Annotated in this window: 15 protein-coding genes; 4 read left to right on the forward strand and 11 right to left on the reverse strand. The window is 45.0% G+C overall.

All coding sequences use genetic code 11. From position 1 onward, the window contains the following. Positions 1-98 precede the first annotated feature (98 nt). On the reverse strand, positions 99-3,512 hold the full coding sequence (locus Q9R36_RS01330; RefSeq protein WP_311224415.1) for a hypothetical protein: 3,414 nt from the start codon (positions 3,510-3,512) through the stop codon (positions 99-101). A 222-nt stretch (positions 3,513-3,734) separates the two neighbouring features. Here Q9R36_RS01330 and Q9R36_RS01335 point away from each other — a divergent pair, with 222 nt between their 5' ends. Further along, entirely contained in the window at positions 3,735-5,111 is a 1,377-nt protein-coding gene (locus Q9R36_RS01335; protein ID WP_311224416.1) for a dipeptidase, read from the forward strand. 35 nt (positions 5,112-5,146) lie between these two features. Here Q9R36_RS01335 and Q9R36_RS01340 read toward each other — a convergent pair whose 3' ends face one another. From Q9R36_RS01340 to Q9R36_RS01380, 9 genes are all read right to left on the reverse strand, one after another. Then, positions 5,147-5,338 carry a hypothetical protein gene (locus Q9R36_RS01340; protein WP_224896804.1) on the reverse strand — a complete coding sequence of 64 codons (192 nt, stop codon included), beginning with the start codon at positions 5,336-5,338 and terminating at the stop codon, positions 5,147-5,149. A 69-nt stretch (positions 5,339-5,407) separates the two neighbouring features. Further along, positions 5,408-5,755, reverse strand: coding sequence for a hypothetical protein (locus Q9R36_RS01345; RefSeq protein WP_311224417.1), 348 nt, complete (start codon positions 5,753-5,755; stop codon positions 5,408-5,410). Between the two features lie 126 nt (positions 5,756-5,881). Continuing rightward, positions 5,882-8,203: an RNA polymerase recycling motor HelD gene (gene helD, locus Q9R36_RS01350; RefSeq protein WP_311224418.1), complete on the reverse strand. Its 2,322-nt coding sequence runs from the start codon at positions 8,201-8,203 to the stop codon at positions 5,882-5,884. Positions 8,204-8,475: 272 nt separating this feature from the next. Further along, positions 8,476-9,174 (reverse strand): tryptophan 2,3-dioxygenase family protein, encoded by a 699-nt coding sequence (locus tag Q9R36_RS01355; RefSeq protein ID WP_148949565.1) that lies wholly within the window; start codon positions 9,172-9,174, stop codon positions 8,476-8,478. A gap of 15 nt (positions 9,175-9,189) precedes the next feature. Continuing rightward, positions 9,190-9,813, reverse strand: a complete 624-nt coding sequence (kynB, locus tag Q9R36_RS01360; RefSeq protein WP_148949566.1) for an arylformamidase — start codon at positions 9,811-9,813, stop codon at positions 9,190-9,192. A 13-nt stretch (positions 9,814-9,826) separates the two neighbouring features. Beyond that, positions 9,827-11,098, reverse strand: a complete 1,272-nt coding sequence (kynU, locus tag Q9R36_RS01365; protein WP_311224419.1) for a kynureninase — start codon at positions 11,096-11,098, stop codon at positions 9,827-9,829. Positions 11,099-11,215: 117 nt separating this feature from the next. Beyond that, positions 11,216-12,814, reverse strand: a complete 1,599-nt coding sequence (locus tag Q9R36_RS01370) for an MDR family MFS transporter (protein WP_148949568.1) — start codon at positions 12,812-12,814, stop codon at positions 11,216-11,218. A 30-nt stretch (positions 12,815-12,844) separates the two neighbouring features. After that, a complete protein-coding gene (locus tag Q9R36_RS01375; protein WP_170939406.1) occupies positions 12,845-13,243 on the reverse strand; it encodes a MarR family winged helix-turn-helix transcriptional regulator in 399 nt (132 codons plus the stop codon). Positions 13,244-13,395: 152 nt separating this feature from the next. Further along, a complete protein-coding gene (locus tag Q9R36_RS01380; protein WP_094767276.1) occupies positions 13,396-14,676 on the reverse strand; it encodes an MFS transporter in 1,281 nt (426 codons plus the stop codon). A 142-nt stretch (positions 14,677-14,818) separates the two neighbouring features. Here Q9R36_RS01380 and Q9R36_RS01385 point away from each other — a divergent pair, with 142 nt between their 5' ends. The 3 genes from Q9R36_RS01385 to Q9R36_RS01395 all read left to right on the forward strand — a co-directional run bounded on the left by Q9R36_RS01385 (position 14,819) and on the right by Q9R36_RS01395 (position 17,956). Next, positions 14,819-15,244 (forward strand): VOC family protein, encoded by a 426-nt coding sequence (locus tag Q9R36_RS01385; RefSeq protein WP_311224420.1) that lies wholly within the window; start codon positions 14,819-14,821, stop codon positions 15,242-15,244. A 148-nt stretch (positions 15,245-15,392) separates the two neighbouring features. Further along, positions 15,393-16,967, forward strand: coding sequence for a histidine kinase N-terminal 7TM domain-containing diguanylate cyclase (locus Q9R36_RS01390; RefSeq protein ID WP_311224421.1), 1,575 nt, complete (start codon positions 15,393-15,395; stop codon positions 16,965-16,967). 71 nt (positions 16,968-17,038) lie between these two features. Beyond that, positions 17,039-17,956, forward strand: a complete 918-nt coding sequence (locus Q9R36_RS01395; protein ID WP_311224422.1) for a nuclease-related domain-containing protein — start codon at positions 17,039-17,041, stop codon at positions 17,954-17,956. Between the two features lie 710 nt (positions 17,957-18,666). Here the strand turns inward: Q9R36_RS01395 and Q9R36_RS01400 are convergent. Beyond that, complete coding sequence (locus tag Q9R36_RS01400; protein WP_311224423.1) at positions 18,667-19,125, reverse strand: SRPBCC family protein; 459 nt, start codon at positions 19,123-19,125, stop codon at positions 18,667-18,669. Between the last annotated feature and the right edge of the window lie 105 nt (positions 19,126-19,230).

Genomic DNA, 19,230 nt, shown 5'->3' on the forward strand with positions numbered 1-19,230 from the left:
ACAGTGCAATCTCATGAGTGTTAAATAGTGTTAAATGAACGCTTCCCTAAAAACCCGATCCAATAAAAAAAGGAAAGGGCAATAGACCCTCCCTTTTTTTATTTCCAATTTTTGAGACCCTGAATGATCCTTTTTCGGAAACGTGCCAGTATGCCAGTCTCCCCTTTAGCAGTTTTCTGCTTATTCCATTCATAATAGCTTGCAGCTGCAATCAAAAGGCTTCCGGCGATCAGCAGGTAAGCCCACCAAGGCATATTGCCCCAAAATGGCCTGATCTGCATCAAAACATTAAGCAAAAGAACGGCAAAACCTGTAAAGAAATAGGATTTTATCTTCCAGATCAGTCCGCCAAAGATGGACAGCAGTGATAACACCCCAATGATCAATGCATCCTGAATGGTTGAGCCTGCAAGAGCGTCCTCCACTAGAAGAATCGCTGACACAGCAAGTACTGCCCATTGAACCTTGCTGATAAAGTCTCCAAAACGCCCCTTCAGGATGAGTCTTATTAGAATGATTTCTGCAGTGAAAGGAAGAACATATACCTCCCTGATGAATACTTGAGGGATCTGCATATAATTTATAAGGGCAAAGTATGGCTGAAGCAAAAACACAGCACCAGCAGCAGGCGGGATCCACTCCCATCCTTGCGGCATCCGCCTCCCTTGAGACCATAATGCCAGCGAGATAAGAAGGCCTGGCAGCACTTCCGTCAAAATGCCGCCTTCCGCTGGATACATTCCTGCGAAAAAAAGCAGGCCGGCCGGTGTATAGCTGTCAAACCTATATCCCCGTTCCGCTGTTTCATAAAGCTGTTTGTAAAGAAAATGGCCGAAAACGATCAAAGCTGCTCCCATTCCGCCCATAACAAGCAGCCAGAGTACAGGTTCCATTTCAGATGCTGTCATATACATCAATGATGCAAGCCAGATGAGCACCAGCGGAACGCCATTCAGGAACTCCCAATTCCTGCTGTGGAGATAATATAAGACAGCAGCCCCGTACATAACAGTGAAGGAGAAATCAGTCAATCCAAAAGGATACACCAGCATCGAGGATGCAAGTCCGATCAAAGAAAAGGGAACAAGATAATAAGGCAGCCTCTTTTGTTCGTCCCCCTTCATAAGGCGTGATAGTCCATAGATCACAAAGCTTGAGAGCATAAAAACATACTGCCTGCTGCTTCCCTCAAAAATCAAAAGGTCAAGCGAATAGAGGAACAAAAACAGTGAAAAACAAGCACTGTACAAAAAGGCTTTCTTTTGCCACTCACGATGGGATTGCCGGGAACTGATCCAATACACAGCACCTGCAGCAGCCAAGCTGATAAAAGCATGCTCAGTATGAATCAGCCAGGTCAAAGCCAAAGCAAAGGGAAGATAAGTATGGGCTGACCAGGCAAAGGAACGGCAAAGCATTTGTTCTTTATTCTTTAAAAAGCCGGAAATTCCGGCAAGGATAATACCCGGCATGACAATCTCTGTCCAGCGGACTATTTCAGGCAAGAAAACAGCCCTGCTGATGGCAGTTAAAAGAGCAAAATAAGCTGCAAATACGATTGCCGGCATCAGGTATGAGGATTGCCTATTTTTCACAGCTTTATGAAGTCTGTAGTAAATCCCTATACCGCAAACCAATACAGCAGCCCTAGTCCACTCATTCAGCGGGAGGAAGATCGCAGATAAAACGGCTGTGGAATAAAGGGTCTGGGAAATAAAAAACATATATCTTCTCATTGCCGGCTCAATTTTCCTATTTAGCATCCTGCCTGCCGCCAAGCTGGCCGCAGCCAGGATACCATTCATCGCAAATCCGAGTGTCTCTCTGTAAAATGGCCAGCTGGTCCGCAGCCATTCCCCCCAGGAGAAGAAGGCAAGTGCAAATGACAAAGGAACTGCCCATGACAAAGCTTCTTTGAATTCCTGCCTTTTTTCAGCAGTCCGGGACATCCATAAAAGAAGGCTGAGCAGCATCAGCATAACGCCAAGCTTGCCCCAATAGGCAAAGCTTGCTGACAGCAGCATGCAGATGCCCATTACAGCCAGTCCGATATCACGTGAACTTTGCCTGATAACACGAAAGCATACCCGTGTTTTAAGGATGCCGAATATGACATATATAGCAGCACCGGACAGGAATACAGGCAATAGAAAATTATTGAATGAGAAAAACGCATCAGCCCATAACAGAAGCTCCCATGCTGCTGCGAATAAGAAAACAGGGCTTAAATAAGCGAATAAGCCATTTTTCCCTCCAGCCAAAAACAAGAACTGACCTGAAAGAATCAGGTAAGCGAGGAGCATGGCGAGGGACGGATCATTCAATCCTGCCAGCACTGCCTCTGCACTGATTAGTAGAAAGACCAAAAGAGACACAGCTGCACTCGTCCAATTGAATATCTTCTCCCAGCTCTCCCCTTCCCTGAGCAGTTTTGGCAGGAACATAAATCCTGCACCGGCAGCCGCATAAACTGCCGGGCTGAAAAGCTCCAGCAGTGAATTTTCCGTCAGCTGGTAAACCCCCATCACAACAAGCAGTGTAAACGCGAAGTGGTATTCCTTTTTGCCGGAAACATACACACTCGCCATAAAAAGGACAGCTGCAAGAAGCATATTGACGCCAATACTAAAAGTATTCTGATAAAAAGCAAGCATCAAAACAGTCGACAAAATCAGGCTCGCCTGGATTATATAAGCCAGTTCCCCAAAAAACAGGAGAGAAGAACTCTTTTTCCGCCCCTTCAGGAACAGGGCAATCAGTCCCGCATTATAAATCATCATGCCTAAATAAAAGGTATCCTGCCTCGCCCCCAGTGCAAGCAGCAAAAAGCCTGCAGCCGATGTTAATGCTGAGAAAGCAAACCAGACGAAAAGCCTTGAACCCATTTGCCGGGCAAGGAAACCATAAAACGGAGCCAGGATCATTGCTCCTGCAGCAGCATAAAAATAATTTCCTTTACCATAAAAAGATAAATACGGGCCCATTAGACCGAACCAGCTTACAGACAGCAGAAAGATGGGCAGGAAGAGGCTCCCCAGCACATTGAAGGCGAAAGCAGTCTTATGTATTCCGAGAAGCTTCCCGGCTGCCAGGGATATCCCGAAGAACAATAATGAAACAAGTGCAATGGAACCGCTCTTCATCCAGTCGCTCATTTCATCCCAATTGCTTGTTGCAACAAAAAGACCTCCAACCAGGAGCAGCACGACACCGAGATTCAGCGTCATCGATATATTCCGTTCCCGCATTTCCTCGGGGCTCCGGGTTTTCGGTTCAGCAAAAGCCTTTTCGGGTACAGATGCAGGCAAAGGTGTTTTGATCACCTTGTCTACTTTTTCCGGAACCTCCGCCTTATTCGATTCCACTTCAGCCAATTCGTGTGACTGATAGTAGGCAAAATGGGCTCCAAGTACCCTATCGTAATCGTCCGGGCCGATTAATTCCTTCTTTTTCAGTTTATACAGTTCTTTTTGGAAAATTTGCTTTTCATGCTCTTTGGTAATAGAACTCAAGGATATAGCCTCCCTCTATGGATTAAATTGCCACTATATTCTTTTAGTGTAATATTACACCAAAAGAATCTTTTTTGAAACTAATTTTAAAAAATCCAGCAGAATTTTTGCAAAAGGGAGGTTTTCTCAGCAGCTTTGAAGAATATAAAGTATTTATTTGCGAAAGCTCTGCCGGCTGCGAAAGCAGACCCAGTCTGTGCAGAGAAATAGGAGGCTGCAGCTATGCTAAACGATGTATTCGATTATTTGAAAAAAGAACGCGACACCCACTTGCAGGAGCTGAAGGAGTTTTTATCCATTCCAAGCATCAGTGCCCTGCCTGATCATAAGGAAGATGTCAGAATAGCAGCTGAATGGACTGCGAAGGCGCTTGAAAAAGCAGGCGCAGAAAATGTTGAAATTTTTGCTACATCAGGCCATCCGGTTGTATATGGAGACTACATAAGAGATGAAAGCAAGCCGACCGTCCTGATTTATGGCCATTATGATGTTCAGCCAGCCGATCCGCTCGAGCTTTGGCAAAGTGCGCCTTTCGATCCCGAAATCAGGGACGAAAAAATCTTTGCCAGGGGAGCGAGCGATGATAAAGGACAGGTGTTCATGCATATAAAAGCTTTTGAAGCACTGTTGAAAGTGACTGGAAATGCACCTGTCAATTTTAAGTTCTGCATAGAAGGTGAAGAGGAAATCGGGAGTCCGAATCTGCCCAAATTCGCAGAGGAGCATAGAGAGCTCCTTTCTGCCGATGCAGCAGTGATTTCGGATACCAGCATGATGGAAAAAGGCAGGCCCTCCATTTGCTATGGACTAAGGGGGCTCTGCGGGCTTCAGATTGACTTGAAAGGAGCAAATGCCGATCTGCATTCCGGATTATATGGAGGAGCGGTGCAAAATCCGATACATGCTTTAGCCAGGATTGTGTCTTCCTTCCATGATTTTGACGGAAAAATACTGGTCGACGGCTTTTATGATCAGGTGGAAACATTGACTGAGCAGGAAAAAGAGGCTTATGAAGCACTTGGCTTAGAGGATGACAGCTTTAGATCACAGGCCGGAGTAAAGGAGCTGTTTGGGGAATCGGGGTATTCAACTGTTGAGAGGCTTTGGGTCAGACCGACTTTAGAAGTGAACGGCATCGGAGGAGGCTTCCAGGGTGAAGGAATCAAAACGGTCATTCCTTCCCGGGCATCAGCCAAAATTACGTGCCGGCTTGTCCCGAACCAGGACCCGGATGAAATTGCCCGACTGCTTGAGGAGCATATCAAAAAGCAGACGCCCCCTGGAGTTGAACTGAGCGTCACTTTATTCGACAAAGGGGCTCCTTATGTTACTCCGTTCGACCACCCGGCCATCCAGACTGCCGGAAAAGCTTATGAAAAAGTATATGGTGTGCCGGCGGCGTTCACCCGCGGAGGAGGTTCCATTCCGATTGTTTCCGTTTTCGACCAGCTCCTGGAGCTGCCGGTCGTCCTGATGGGCTTTGGACTGCCGGATGAAAACTTCCATGCTCCCAATGAGCATTTTCACCTTGAAAACTTTGACAAAGGATTGCAGACACTCTGCCATTACTGGCAGGATCTTGCGGAAGAACAATTCTGAGACCATAGGAAAAGGCGCTTCTCAGCGCCTTTTCTTTATTTCTTGATCGAAACCAATTTTACATCATCAAAGCTGAAACGGTGATAATTTTCCTCTTTATCGGTAAATTCAATGAAGCCTTCGAGATCTTTGATCCTCCCGATAACCTCTGAACGGCTTTCAGCCTCAATTTCCTCAGTGACCTCCAGGCCTTTTTCAAATGTGTAAACAATTTTAAAATTTTCCATTTCAAACATCTCCTCGAATATACTATATTATTTACCTTCACCGGAAGGAAGGTTTCAAACCGCGATAGATCAGTTTGTTCTTAAGAGTACAAGCAGACCATCTTCTGCATACCCCAGGACTTCCCGGGCATCCAGGTCTGACAGGCCAAGGTCTGAAAGCCTCCCAAGAACACTGGAAAGAGCTGGATCTTCTCCATCCTGTTCAAACGCTGTAGCAAGATTCCGGAAGACCGGACCATCATTTGAAGGTGAATGTTTAACCATTTCAACCTGCAATCCTGTTTTCTCTTTCAGCTTGTCACCCTCTTCACTATCCCTGCACACCACTATATAGCTTTCTGCGGATGAAGCATCCGCTGCTTTCCGGATGATTTCATCGGCAGTAGAAAATACGCCTGCCACTTTTGAATCAGCCATTATGTATCTTCACTCTCCTTCCGGCATCTCTTTCGCATTTTTCCCTAATGGAAACGTCCAAAACCTCTTTTTACTGAGCAAAACATGGAAAAAGGCATTGAGTTTGCGCTCAATGCCATTAAGAAGTTACTTAGTCGTATACAGTTTTGGGTCCACTTCAAGGATAAAATCATTTTTCCTGCCTGTATATAGAATATCAAGCTCATGCATGGCCCTTGTGCAGGCAGTATAAAAAATGGTCCGGTCACTTTCATGATCATAGGCAGACGCATCATAAATAATGACTGTGTCAAACTCGATGCCTTTTGCCAAATAAGCCGGAATGATGGTGGCGCCTTTTTCATAGGAGAGGGTTCCCTTTTCGATCAGCCGCACATCCGGCAGCAGTTCCTTCAAGCCTTCAAACGCTTCCTTGCTCTCTTTTGCCGTTCTGCAGATAATGCTGATTGATTTATGAGCCTCTTTCAGCTGCCTATTCACTGTTTCAGCAATCTTAGCATGAAGAGCTTCCCTGTCTTCTTCAAATATTACAGCAGGAAGCCTTCCTTCCCGATTGAATGGCTCAACAAGATCCCCGCCGCTGATAAAAGATCTTGTAAATTCTACAATTGGCCTTGAAGAGCGGTAGCTTTTTGTCAGCACGATGGTCTTCGCTTCTTCCTCATGGCCATGGTACAGCGTCGTAGCACCGATGGAATGAGTATACACCGCCTGGTTCACATCACCCAAAAGAGTGAGCCTGCTGTAGGGAAACAGCTCTTTGATATAAGCAAACTGGAAAGGAGAATAATCCTGTGCTTCATCAATGAACACATGCCTGATGCCTGTATCCTGCTTCCTCCCTTCCAGGAGATGCTGCAGATATAAGTATGGCGTGGCATCTTCGTATGGAATTCTTTCCCTATTCAAATTTGCTGTGGTAATCGCGCAGACAGCATCCCAGTTTTCCGGTAAAAGAGATTCATCCATTAGGTGATCTATGCGGAAAAGCTGCTCATAGGTTGCGAATACATCAAGAAATTTTAGGTTCTTCACCCTGCTTTTCAGTCCTTTGAATCTTTTATTGACCACCATGTTCTCAAGGAACTTCTGCTCTTGTTCAAATTCATCAAAGTTCTCACCGTTTTTATTTTGCTTCTGCTGTGCTTTTTTAAAGGCTTCCAGATAATCCATTTTATCGAGAAGCTGAATTTCCTCTTCCACCCATTCTTTTTTTCGCTCTGCTTTTTGGATTTTCCGGAGCTCCTGCAGCAGCCAGTCCTTAGTCAGCTGCATCCGGTTTGGGATGGAGATGGATTTATCCAGTAAGTAAAAATACTGGCTGATCTCTTCATGGGAAAAAAGAGTCTCGCCGCGGAAGCGCAGGTCTTCAAATTGCAGCCCTTCCTCCGAGAGCTTCCCGGCATATGCATTAATCATTTCAACAAATCCGGTATCAGACTTGAACCTGATTGCCTTCTTCCTCATCTCTTTTTCAGGAGACTCTTCTTCTGAAAGGATAGATTCCAGCTGATCAAAAGGATCTTCTACACCAAGCTCCCTGCCCAGGCTTCGCGTTATATACTCCTGATAGGTTGCCTGTGACATATTTTCCTCGCCAAGTTCAGGAAGGACGGTGGAAACATAGCTGTTAAAAAGAGAATTGGGAGAAAACAGCATAATATTGTCCGCCTGAAGGGTGCCTCTGTGCCTGTAAAGCAGATAGGCCACACGCTGGAGCGCAGCCGATGTTTTCCCGCTTCCGGCGACTCCCTGGACAATCAGCACCTTGCTGTTTTCATTGCGGATAATTTCATTCTGTTCTTTCTGAATGGTCGCTACAATCGACTTCATCTGGGTGCTCGCCTTATTGCCGAGAACTTCCTGAAGAAGCTGGTCCCCAATCGTCAGCCCTGTATCAAACATTCCCTCAATCTTTCCGCCTTTGATGATGAACTGCCGCTTCAGCAGCATTTCTCCTTCAATAGTTCCTTCCGGGGTATTATAATGGGCAGGACCGGGAACATAATCATAATACATGCTTGAAATCGGAGCCCGCCAATCATAGACGAGAAAATTTTCATCCTCTTCATCCATAAGAGAGGATATTCCGAGATAGATCACATCTTCCTCTTTTTCTCCTTCCTCATGGAAATCAATCCTTCCGAAATAAGGAGAATTCTTGATTTTTGCCAATGTACTCAGCTGCCGGTCAAGCTGGCTTTTGGTCCTTTCCCTTTCAGATAAAAGTTCAGCCTGCTGCTTGATGCTCGTAAATGTCTCAATCACATCATCCGGCTCATCCAGATTAACTGTAACATCTTCCCAGAATGTTTTTTTGAGTTCAAGCACATCTGAGCCTGCTGCAGACCCTTTACCCAAAAGCTTGTGCATCTTGCTGTCCGCAATCCCGATGATCTCTTTAACCCGATGCTGTTCCATTTCTTTGCTATCGCCTGGTTTGCTCATAAAAAAAACACTCCCCGGAAAAAATTACGGCCGTTTTTAGTTGACACCACTTGTGTTTCTGTGTTACTATTTAATTAGATAATAATATATATTTTCAAATGGCTTTTTTAGACCGCTCTTCATTGTAACACTAATACATATATTAAACAAGACCGCTGTTTTTAGCCGGTCTTGTTTTTTTGTATTTTTGAATCTGCTCTATTCAGTTCACTTTTTCAATAAAAACTAATGCCAGGGCTCCTGCAAAACAGCAGGAGCCCTATTTTCACTATCTATAAAGGCTTAGGATCATAGCTGGATCCTGTAAGATCAGTCAGCTCGCAGACAGCATCCCAGGCAAGCGGATAAAATTCATGCCTGGCACCGCGCTCCAGGGCCTGGGCTGGAATGCCCTTCAGGCTTTTCGTCCGCAGGCCGATCATCCTTTTGACCAGCTGGATGTGGGAATGGCGGAAAGTCTGGAAATACTCGTCAAATGTAAGCATAGTCTTCAGAAGCCGATAAAGCGTCCGATTGCCGTCAGGTGTTTCTAAAAGCTGGAGCAGAGTCCTGTTTTCCTTCTTTAACAGCCTTTCGAACGGTTCCCAAAGCTTAGGTCCTTCTTTTAAAATAGCATTAAATCCCGGCGAGTCCTGGCCGCTGCCCCTTCCTAGGAACAGCCTGATCGTATGATAATCGGCAGGTGTGATGGCTTTTACGAGATCGAAAACAGGCGGAAGCTGGCGCAAATGCTCATTGATCCGGTCAAGCATAAGACTTGCCCCTTCGGCATCTCCTTTTTGCATGCTCTTGCATGACCGGTCCAAATATTGAAGGATCAGTTTGAAGTGCAGCTCCGCAATCTGGTGGACTGTCTGAAAAGTAAGCTCATCCTCGCAGCAGAGCTCTTCTTCTTCCTTCTGAAGGCTGAGCAGTTCTTGTGTGCGGATGTATTTTTCATAGTCAGATAGCTGTTTGCTTTCCTCTTTCACTGTATCACTCCCATTTCAATCAGGATATTTTCTGAGGACTGCGCGCACCGGGCTTCCATCGGCATATTCAATCGGAAGGGGAAGTGCGATCAATTCGTAGACCCCCGGCTCTGCTTCACTTAAATCCAGCCCCTCGAGTATATGGATTTCGCATCGCTGGAGCTCATGATGGGCGGGAAGCTCCTTACTGTCCAGCCTATCAACAGAAGGCACATCCATGCCAATAAGCTTGACGCCTTTTTCAGCCAAAAATGGTGCAATATCAGGATTTAAAAAAGTGATTTCTTCCGGAAATACAGAGGCATCCTTCCATGACTCCGTCCTTAATAGAAGCCTCTCAGCGCCGTGAAGATCAATTCCTTCAAGCTCTTTTTTCCCAATGCTGGCTGCGCCTGCAAGATCGGCAACTAACGCTTTTCCTATATATACTTCAAGCGGTATATCGGTCATCCGATTCCCTTCTGAGTCAAAATGGAAAGGGGAATCTACATGAGTACCTGTGTGTATGCTCATGGTCAGCTTCCCGACATTCACAGAGCCGCTCTCTTCCTTTGGCCAGCTGACTTCATAGGCAAACGCTGTGTCTCCCGGCCAGACAGGCATCCCCTTGTGAAGCTTCCTTGAAATATCAATGATCATCTTTTATGACTCCTTATGCGATGATTTCTCGCTTGTTTTCATATTTTTCGTATAATCTGTTCTCCATGATGTCCTTTAGAATCGACACAGCCCTCCAGATATCATTGTACGAAGTATAAAAGGCTACCGGTGCGAGCCTGATGATATTAGGAGAACGGAAGTCCGGCACCACACCTTTTTCTTTTAAGGCTTTGCAGATCCTTGCAGCATCCGGGTGCTCAAGAGCAACATGCCCTCCCCGCCGCATATCTTCTCTCGGCGTTCCGATTGTAAGCCCATAACCGGACAGATAAGTTTCTGCCAATTCTATCAGGTAGCCGGTAGCTTTCAAGGATTTTTCTCTGATTCTATCGATTCCGGCTTCCTCAAACATATCGAGCGAGCCTAATAGCGGAGCGGCACTTAAAATATGAGGCGTCCCAATTTGAAAAGCGCCTGCATCATGAGCTGGTGTGAAAGTATGCTCCATATCGAACTGCCGGCTTTTATCCGACCCGAACCAGCCGGATAAGCCCGGCATTTTGCCAAAATGCTTTTTATTCACATAAAGGCCTCCGATTCCCCCAGGCCCGCTGTTCATATATTTATAGCTGCACCAATAAGCAAAATCAGTGCCCCATTCTGAAAAATGGTGCGGAACCGCCCCGGCAGAGTGACACGCATCAAAGCCGATAAGGATGCCCCTCTTATGGGCTTCCTTTGTCAGCCATTCTATATCCAGAAGCTGTCCGCTTCTATATAAAACAGTAGGAAGGATGATCAGGCAGATTTCATCCGTCATCGCCTCTATGATATCTTCCTCGGTGATTGTTCTGCCATCCCTGCTCTTTACCTGGACGAGATGCTCTTCAGGCGGCAGTCCCTTCAGCTTGAGCTGTGATTGCAGCGCATAGATATCCGATGGAAAGTTCAATTCGTCAGCCAATATTTTGGTCCGCTTGCCTTCCGGCTTGAAAAAGGTTGCGGCAAGCTGGTGCAAATTCGTTGTGGTGGAAGCGCTTGCAATGACTTCTCCAGGCTCTCCTCCAACCAATGCAGCTGACCTATGCCCCAATCTTTCGGATACATAGTACCAAGGATTCTCCCCGCTCATCCATCCGTCTATGCCTAAGTTTTTCCATGAATCAAGCATATCGAAGAGTGTTTTTTCTGCCCTTGATGATAAAAGCCCGAGTGAATTGCCATCCAGATAAATCATATTTTCTTTTATGTAAAATTCTTCTGCAAATTTGCGGAGCGGATCCTGGCTATCCAAATAATCTGCTCTCTCTCTTAATTGTTCCATATGATTCCCTCCCTGCTCTTCTTAAAAGGTAAGCCACAAAAAGGGTATTGTCAATATTCTGAATTAACACGCTAAATGGAAAAAGAACCTGGCTCAGCCAGGTCCCCATCTTTCTATTTATTCACCTTTTGCAGGCTCGGGTGCCTTTGAATCCGCTGCACTCCTGAGAGGAATTTCCTTCAGGAAGAAGGTAAGAATGACTGCCACCAGCATCGTGATGGTGACAAATAAGAACACGCCTGACAAAGCATAGCTGAGGGCCTCCCTGAGCATTGAAATAATTTGCTCGAACAGGGAAGCCGCTTCTGCCGGCAGCGAAGCCTTAACCTGGGCCAGTTTCTCATGATCTAGGAGAAGCTGAGGATTCTTCAATGACTCCAGTTTCCCTGCAAGCTCAGGAGAAGCAGCCATATTATTGGTATTCTGATTCTGTGACATGGTGGTCATTTTGTCTTCCATGCGGTTATTCAAAAGTGTTCCCATTATAGCAACACCTACAGTTCCGCCGACTGAGCGGAAAAGCTGGGATGTCGCGGTGGCAACCCCCAGGAATTTCTGCTCAACCGCATTCTGGACAGTCAGCGTGAATACCGTCATGCCGATTCCGATACCAAATCCTACAAGAATCAGAAATCCAACAAGTGCATATTGGGAAGTATCTGCATCCATCCGTGATAATAAGTACAATCCTACTGCAGAGATGCATAACCCAATGATTGCCTGCAGCTTATATTTGCCTGTCTTAGAAATGATCTGGCCGCCAAGAGCACTGGCGAAAACCAGCCCCAGAGTCATGGCCATCGTCAGGAAGCTTGAGTGTGTGGCTGAATATCCAAGAACACCCTGGATGAAATAAGGCACATACATGACGCCTCCAAACATGGATACCCCGATGACGAAGCCAATGATATTCGAGATCGTAAAGATACCGTTCTTAAATAAATATAGCGGCAGAATCGGTGTTTTGACTTTTCTTTCGATTATGATGAACAAGATGAGTGCAATCACAGCGCCGCCGAACAGCATGATAATCTGTGATGAACCCCAGTCATATTTTGTTCCTGCCCAGGAGAATCCTAATAAAGTGAGAACGATGGTGGCTGTCAGGAATACTGCCCCAACATAATCGACGCTTTCCCCTTTTTTCTTTTCCTGTGACGGGAACAGCTTCCAAATCAATGCAAGTGCGACAATGCCTAGCGGCAGAAATACCCAGAATACCCATTTCCACTCCAGGTTATCAACAATATAACCGCCGAGCGTCGGGCCGAAGACACTGGAGATCCCGAACACAGCGCTCATCGCCCCCTGCCACTTCCCTCTCTCGCGGGGCGCAAAAAGGTCCCCTACGGCAGTAAAGGCAGTAGACATGATCATACCGGCCCCAAAGCCCTGGATTCCGCGGTATGTGATCAAATCAAAAATATCAGAGGACGTTCCCGATAAAAAGGCGCCGATAGAAAAGATAATAATTCCAATTAAAATAAATGGCTTCCGTCCATAAATATCAGACAGTTTCCCGACAAGTATGGTTGTAATGGCGCTGGTCAGCATATAAATCGTGAAAACCCAGCTGTAATAATCCAGTCCGCCCAGGTCGGATATGATTTTTGGAAGGGCGTTGCCTACGATTGTCTGATTGACTGCGGCAAAGAACATTGCAGCAATGATGGCGATCATAATCGTAATTTTTTCTTTTTGGCTCAAATGTTCCATTATTTGCTTCACCTCTTATGATGTCTCTTTTTAGTGGACCCTGCCCAGCAGGCTGCTTGTCAGAACAAGTTCTTCATCCGATAAATCACGGAGCTTTTCTTCAAAATAATCCTTGGAAACCTGCTCCAGCTCTGCTGCCATCTTTCTTCCCTCATCTGTCAGGGACAAGCATACAATTCTTCTGTCGTGTTCGCTTCCGCCCCGCACGATCAGTCCTTTGCTAAGCAGCTTTTCGCTGACTGCTGTTATATGGCTGCTTGAGACCCCGAGCTCACCCGCCAGCTGGGAGACCTTACTTTCCCCTTTTTCTGCAAGCTTCCTGAGAACAAGGAATTCATTAAAAGGAATATACCCGTCAAACAGGCCATGAAAATCTGCTTTTGATTTCTTCACAGTTCCTCTCACTGTTGCAATCAGGTCGTAAATCAATCTATCCCTGCTAATTGGTATCCCCCCTGCTTCCATTTACCAGATAAATAATTAACTTTGTTAACTATTAACTTAAGCAACTATAATCCTATGCTTTCTTTTTGTCAACATAAAAAAACCAAAAGCTTTTCAAGCTTTTGGTTTTGGTTATTTTAAAAAATATTTCTGGCTAGTTTTAATGAATGTCCCTTTGATTTCCTTAAATAGACGAATAGGCACAAGAAGAATATCGCACCTGCTCCTCTCAGGACTGAAGAAACTGTCATAGCAGCATTCATGCCGGCCGCTTCAAGAAGGAATACACCAAACTGCGGCGCAATGAAGGCGACGAGGGCCAGCAGAATATTATAGTTCGAAATACAGATGCTGCGTGTTTCCTCTTCAGTTACCTCCAGCAGCTGGTTGAAGAGCAGCAGCACGGTGCCTGAAACAAACAGACCGGAAAAGAAATTGACGATAACCAGATACACCATATTCGGCGAGAGGATTGTCAGCACAGGTGCCGATGCCATACCCAAAGATACAAGAATCATCATTTTCGCATTAGTGTGTTTATCAGCCATCCTTCCCCACCATTTAAAGCTCACAATCTGGGCAAGCTGATTCGCAACAGTGAAAAGGCTGATCCAAAGTGCCGTGGCGCCGGCAATTTTGATCTGATAGATGCTGAAAAGCGACCAGGCCATCTGCCACCCGAAATTAAAGAAAAGACTGCAGATGATAAAATACAAGAAAGGCTTGTGCCTGAAAACATGAAGGCCGATGCTTAGTTTTTTCTCCGCTTTCCTGCTGGACTTTGGCTCTTCATGCTTGAACAAATAGTACACTTCCGCCAGTCCAATCAAAAACGCGGCTAAAAATAAAACCTGGAAAGGCAGAGAATTGGACTGGTCAAACTGCTGCAGAAGAATGCCGATGGCGAAAGTTGAAAGCATGCCGACAATGGTCATTACTTTGTTCCGCTCGGAGAAGAAACCGCTCCGGCGGCTGTCAGGTATCAGATCGCCGATGAAGGACTGCCAGCTCAAATTGGCAATCGAACCTGGAAAATTCATCAGGCCGACAAGGAGGACAAATATCCACCCTCTCATCTCCTCAGGCAGATACACAAGCAAAAACATCGCTAAAAGGAAAAAACGCGCGGCCAGGAAGGAGTATGCGGTAAGCCGCTTCTTTTCTTCCATCCTGCCTATAAGCAGGGAGCCGATCACCATGGCAAAAATTCCTATAAACTGAGGCAGGGAGCTGATCAATCCAACCTGGTAGTTCGAAACGCCAAGTACACTGATCGCAAACAGAGGAAAATAATTGGTGCTGATGTTCAAAATGACAGTAGTAGCAATCCCATTGCGGATGCTGAGCTTCTCATTTGCATCGACAGCCGAAGCTGATCGGGCCATATATACATCTTCTTTCATTGTAGAATTTTTCATAAACAATAATTTCCTTAGCTATCATAGTCTCTCAGCAAAACCGTTGCAAGTGCTTTTTATACATTTTTTGTGAATTTTTCAGATGAATTGTAAACAAGGCTTCCATCCTTTACACTGTTAGGGAATGAAAGGAGCCATACTTGTGGAAAAAATAATGGATCATATTGGAATAGCCGTACGAGATATAGACAGCACCCTCAAATTTTACACACACATATTGGATGCTGAACTGATTGACAGATATGTAAGTGAAGCAGCAGGAGTCGAAAGCGAAGTCTGCATACTAGAGGTTAATGGCGACCGGATCGAACTCCTGGCACCTACCAATAATACAACCTCCCCCATCGCCAGGTTCATCAAGCAAAAAGGGAAAGGCGTCCACCATATCGCCTACCGGGTGCCTGATTTAATGGAGGCAATCGCTGACCTGAAAAACAGCGGAATCCGGATTCTTGAGGATTCCCTCAGGACAAACAAGCATGGCAGGAGGCTCGTGTATCTGAATCCTGCTGATACAGAAGGAACCATCATTGAGTACTGTGATTATCCAGGGATCGCAAATGAATAAGCAAAACCGCCTTCTCAGTTAAAAAGGAGGCGGTTTTTTCTTTTTCATCCTTTAAATGACAAAAGTCCTTTCCTGTCTCATAGGTCTTCAAGTATACTTTATATGATTAATAATCTATCAAAAGATTTATACTACTGGAGTATATAACATGACCAATGAATTGATTTTATATAAATCGCTAGTCGCTCTTTCAGGAGTTTTGAGCTTATGTTTATGCCTATTTGCCTTCTATAAGCTAAAAGGCGCTCCAGGTGTTAAGCCATATATCATCGCGACCATCTTATCGTCGCTCTTTTCCTTTTTCTATGTATTTGAACTGTCCAGTTCCACACTGAAGGGCATCAAACTATGGTTAAGTATGGAATATCTTGTCATGCCCTTTATTCCTGCCTTTATCTTCTTAATGTGTGCTGAATATGCCGGGCAAAAGCTGAAGCCCTGGGTCATTTATATTCTTTTCCTTTTTCCCAGTGCAACCATCTTCATGCATGCCACAAATGGCCTTCACCATCTGTACTATAAGGCTGTTGAGCTTAGAAATGATGCCCCCTTCCCGATTGCCGATCTGGAATATGGCCCTTTCTTTTATGTTCACGCTTTTTATATGTTCATCTGTCTGACGGTCAGTGTCCTGACATTGCTTCTTCGGCTAAAAGGTGCATCCCTCCTGTTCAGAATCCAGTTAATGGCCATGGCTGCCGGTCTGGTATTCCCGATTCTTGCAAATTATTTTTACTTAAACGACCTGAGCCCATATGGCATTGATCTTGGACCCGTTTCCATGAGCTTATCTTATCTTTTCCACTGGGTCGCTTTGATGTCTTTCAAAATGTTCGATGTTACCCCGATATTAAGAGATACGGTTTTTGACAGAATGAAAGAAGGCGTGATTGTCCTTAACCGGAAGGGAGCCATCCTTGATTACAACTCAGCGATGGTTCCTATCATGCCCTTCCTCAAGCCTTCTGTGATCGGCAAGCCATTTAAAGAGGCATTTTCCGGATTCCGCATACTTGAGGAAATTATAGAGAATGGGATGGACTGCGATTATGAGTGGATTCGGGATGGAAAAAAAATCCACCACCAGGTTCAAATGTCAGAAGTCGAGGATAAAAACGGCCATCAAATTGGGCGGATTATTTCATTTGTTAACATTACTGAAAAAATCCTGATACAGGAACAACTGAAGGAACTCGCTTCCATTGACGGCCTGACACAAGTTTACAACCGGACTTATTTTATGAAGCAATCGCTGGAATCACTGGGGGGCATCAGTCCCAATGGGGGGGATGTCTCCTTAATCATGTTTGACATCGACCATTTTAAAAAGATTAATGATGAATATGGCCATGAGACTGGGGATTTTGTACTCTCCCATATTGCGAGGGTTGCCAAAGAGAGCATTCGCGCAACTGATGTGATAGGCAGATACGGAGGGGAAGAATTTATCATACTGCTGCCGGATACTTCCTTTGACGAAGCCTGTGATTTAGCTGAAGCGATACGACTCAATGTTGCAGAACAGTACACCAAGTTGGGCCAGGTTTATGTGCATGCAACGCTTAGTTTAGGAGTTTCACATATGTTTCTTTTTCCGCAGGTTTTGGACGATCCTATTCAATTTCTGATGAGAGAAGCAGACCAGGCTTTGTATGCTGCCAAAAGGAATGGAAGAAATAATGTTCAGCGGTTTGTGAGGGAAACAGAGTTGACGGAAGTATAGGCGGGAACAGGCTTTTATTTGCACCTGTTCTTTTAAATTATGTTAAAATGTGGCAAAAGGAGTGATGATGATTGATTGTAAAAACCCGGACAGAACCCCGTGAGTTGCGTCTTTTCAGGGCATTGAATTCCCGTATGGATTTGTCAACTAAGGATGAGACTTACTATTCTAATTTAGAGAAAGGCTACCAGGGCGAACTTCAATTTGATGAATGGCTGCTCTCTGCAGCAGAAGGAGGCCTGATTTTAAACGATTTGCTGCTGGAAATGAACAACACCTTATTTCAAATCGACTCAGTCCTGATCACCGCATACATCGTTTATCTATTCGAAGTCAAAAACTTCGAAGGCGATTTTGTGGCCGAAGGAGACCAATGGTTCACCGCCTCAAAAACCGAAATCAAAAACCCCCTCCTGCAGCTCAAAAGAAACGAGCAGCTGTTCCGCCGGCTCCTCCAGGAACTAGGCTGCAAAATCAAAATCCAATCCCACCTCATCTTCATCAACCCGGAATTCCAGCTCTATCAAGCTCCTCTCAACCTCCCTGCCGTATTCCACCCGCAGCTCAACCGCTTTGCCGCTCCTCTAAAGAAGGATACCTCACTGAAACTGTCATCAGCACATACCAAACTCGCAGACAGACTGGCCGCTGCCCATCTTGATAAATCACCTTTTTCATCTGTGCCTGAGTATGGGTGGGAGGGGTTGAGGAAGGGGATTGGGTGTAGGGGGTGTGGGGTGCTGTATGAGGATTTTGATGGGAAAAGCTTGAAATGCAATCATTGCGGAGGAAAGGAAAGTTATACCTCAGCGATCATGCGTGCTGCAGAAGAATATAAGCTACTTTTTCCGGATAGGAAATTGACTACTAATGGAATTTATGAGTGGTGTGGGGTTATTAAATGCAATAGAACCATTCGGAAGGCACTATCCAGCCATTATGATTTAAAAGGACATGGCTATTCTTCTCACTTTATAGAGCGCAGTTAGCCTTTCGGAGATGGAAGTCAGGTTTTTTTAAAAATGTGTTGATTTATAATACAAGGTTCCTGACTTTCTTTCTGGAACATTTTTCTAATTTCAGTTTTCAATCCTAATTCTACTATAACACTGGTTAGGGAGCCTCACACCCTATTCTTAAGGCGCTTTGGTTCTATGTTCTTCGGTGAGAGTGACTCATATTCTCTTTTTGAGGCACTCTGATTCTATGTTCTTTGGTTAGAGTGACTCATATCCTCTTTTTGAGGCACTCTGATTTTATGTTCTTTGGTTAGAGTGACTCATATTCTCTTTTTGAGGCACTCTGATTCTATGTTCTTTGGTTAGAGTGACTCATATCCTCTTTTTGAGGCACTCTGATTCTATGTTCTTTGGTTAGAGTGACTCATATCCTCTTTTTGAGGCACTCTGATTCTATGTTCTTTGGTTAGAGTGACTCATATTCTCTTTTTGAGGCACTCTGATTCTATGTTCTTTGATTAGAGTGACTCATATCCTCTTTTTGAGGCACTCTGATACTAAGTTCTCTGGTTAGAGTGACTCATGACCTCCTTTTGAGGCACCCTGGCTCACTTTTCTTTGGTTAGAGTGACCCATTCACTATCTCGAGACCTCTCTTTTTATTTTGTTCCAAGGTCGTCCAATTCCACCTAAGATAAAGACCGCTGCTCCTGCCTATACCAACCCTCCTGTTCCTATCACTACCTTCCCCCCTTCTCAGCCAACTCCCTCAACCCCTCAGCCCGAAACACTATAAACTCCCGCATATACCTCTCCAAAAACAGCTTATCAGCTGCAATTCCCAGCAGTCCAAAAGGCGATTCATATTGGAAAGTATCAATCATTACCGTTCCTTCAGCTTCCTCGAAAAATTCATGAGTATGAACAAACGACTTGAAAGCGCCTTTCACCATGATATCGACAAAACGAAAAGGCTTTTCCATAACTGTCACTTTGGCCGTCAGCCTCTGTCTGATACCGAAATGCACGGCCTCCCAAGTTACCATATCGCCTTTTTCAAGCAATCCGCTGGTCACTCCCCCAACTGCCCTTTCCTGTGTTCTTGATGTTGTTTGTGTATGTACTTCAACACTTCTGGCAAGGTCAAAACATATTTTAATTGGTGCTTTGATGAATTGTGAATGTCTGATGGTTGGCATAATGGAGACTCCTCATTTTTTTCATTAATACTATTTTAACTCAACAACAAAAAAAGGACAGTCTTCCAAAGAGGACTGTCCTTTCCAGTTTAGGAGTTCAAATAA

It is taken from the genome of Bacillus sp. AG4(2022) (assembly GCF_031844465.1).
Taxonomy (GTDB): Bacteria; Bacillota; Bacilli; order Bacillales; family Cytobacillaceae; genus Bacillus_AB; species Bacillus_AB infantis.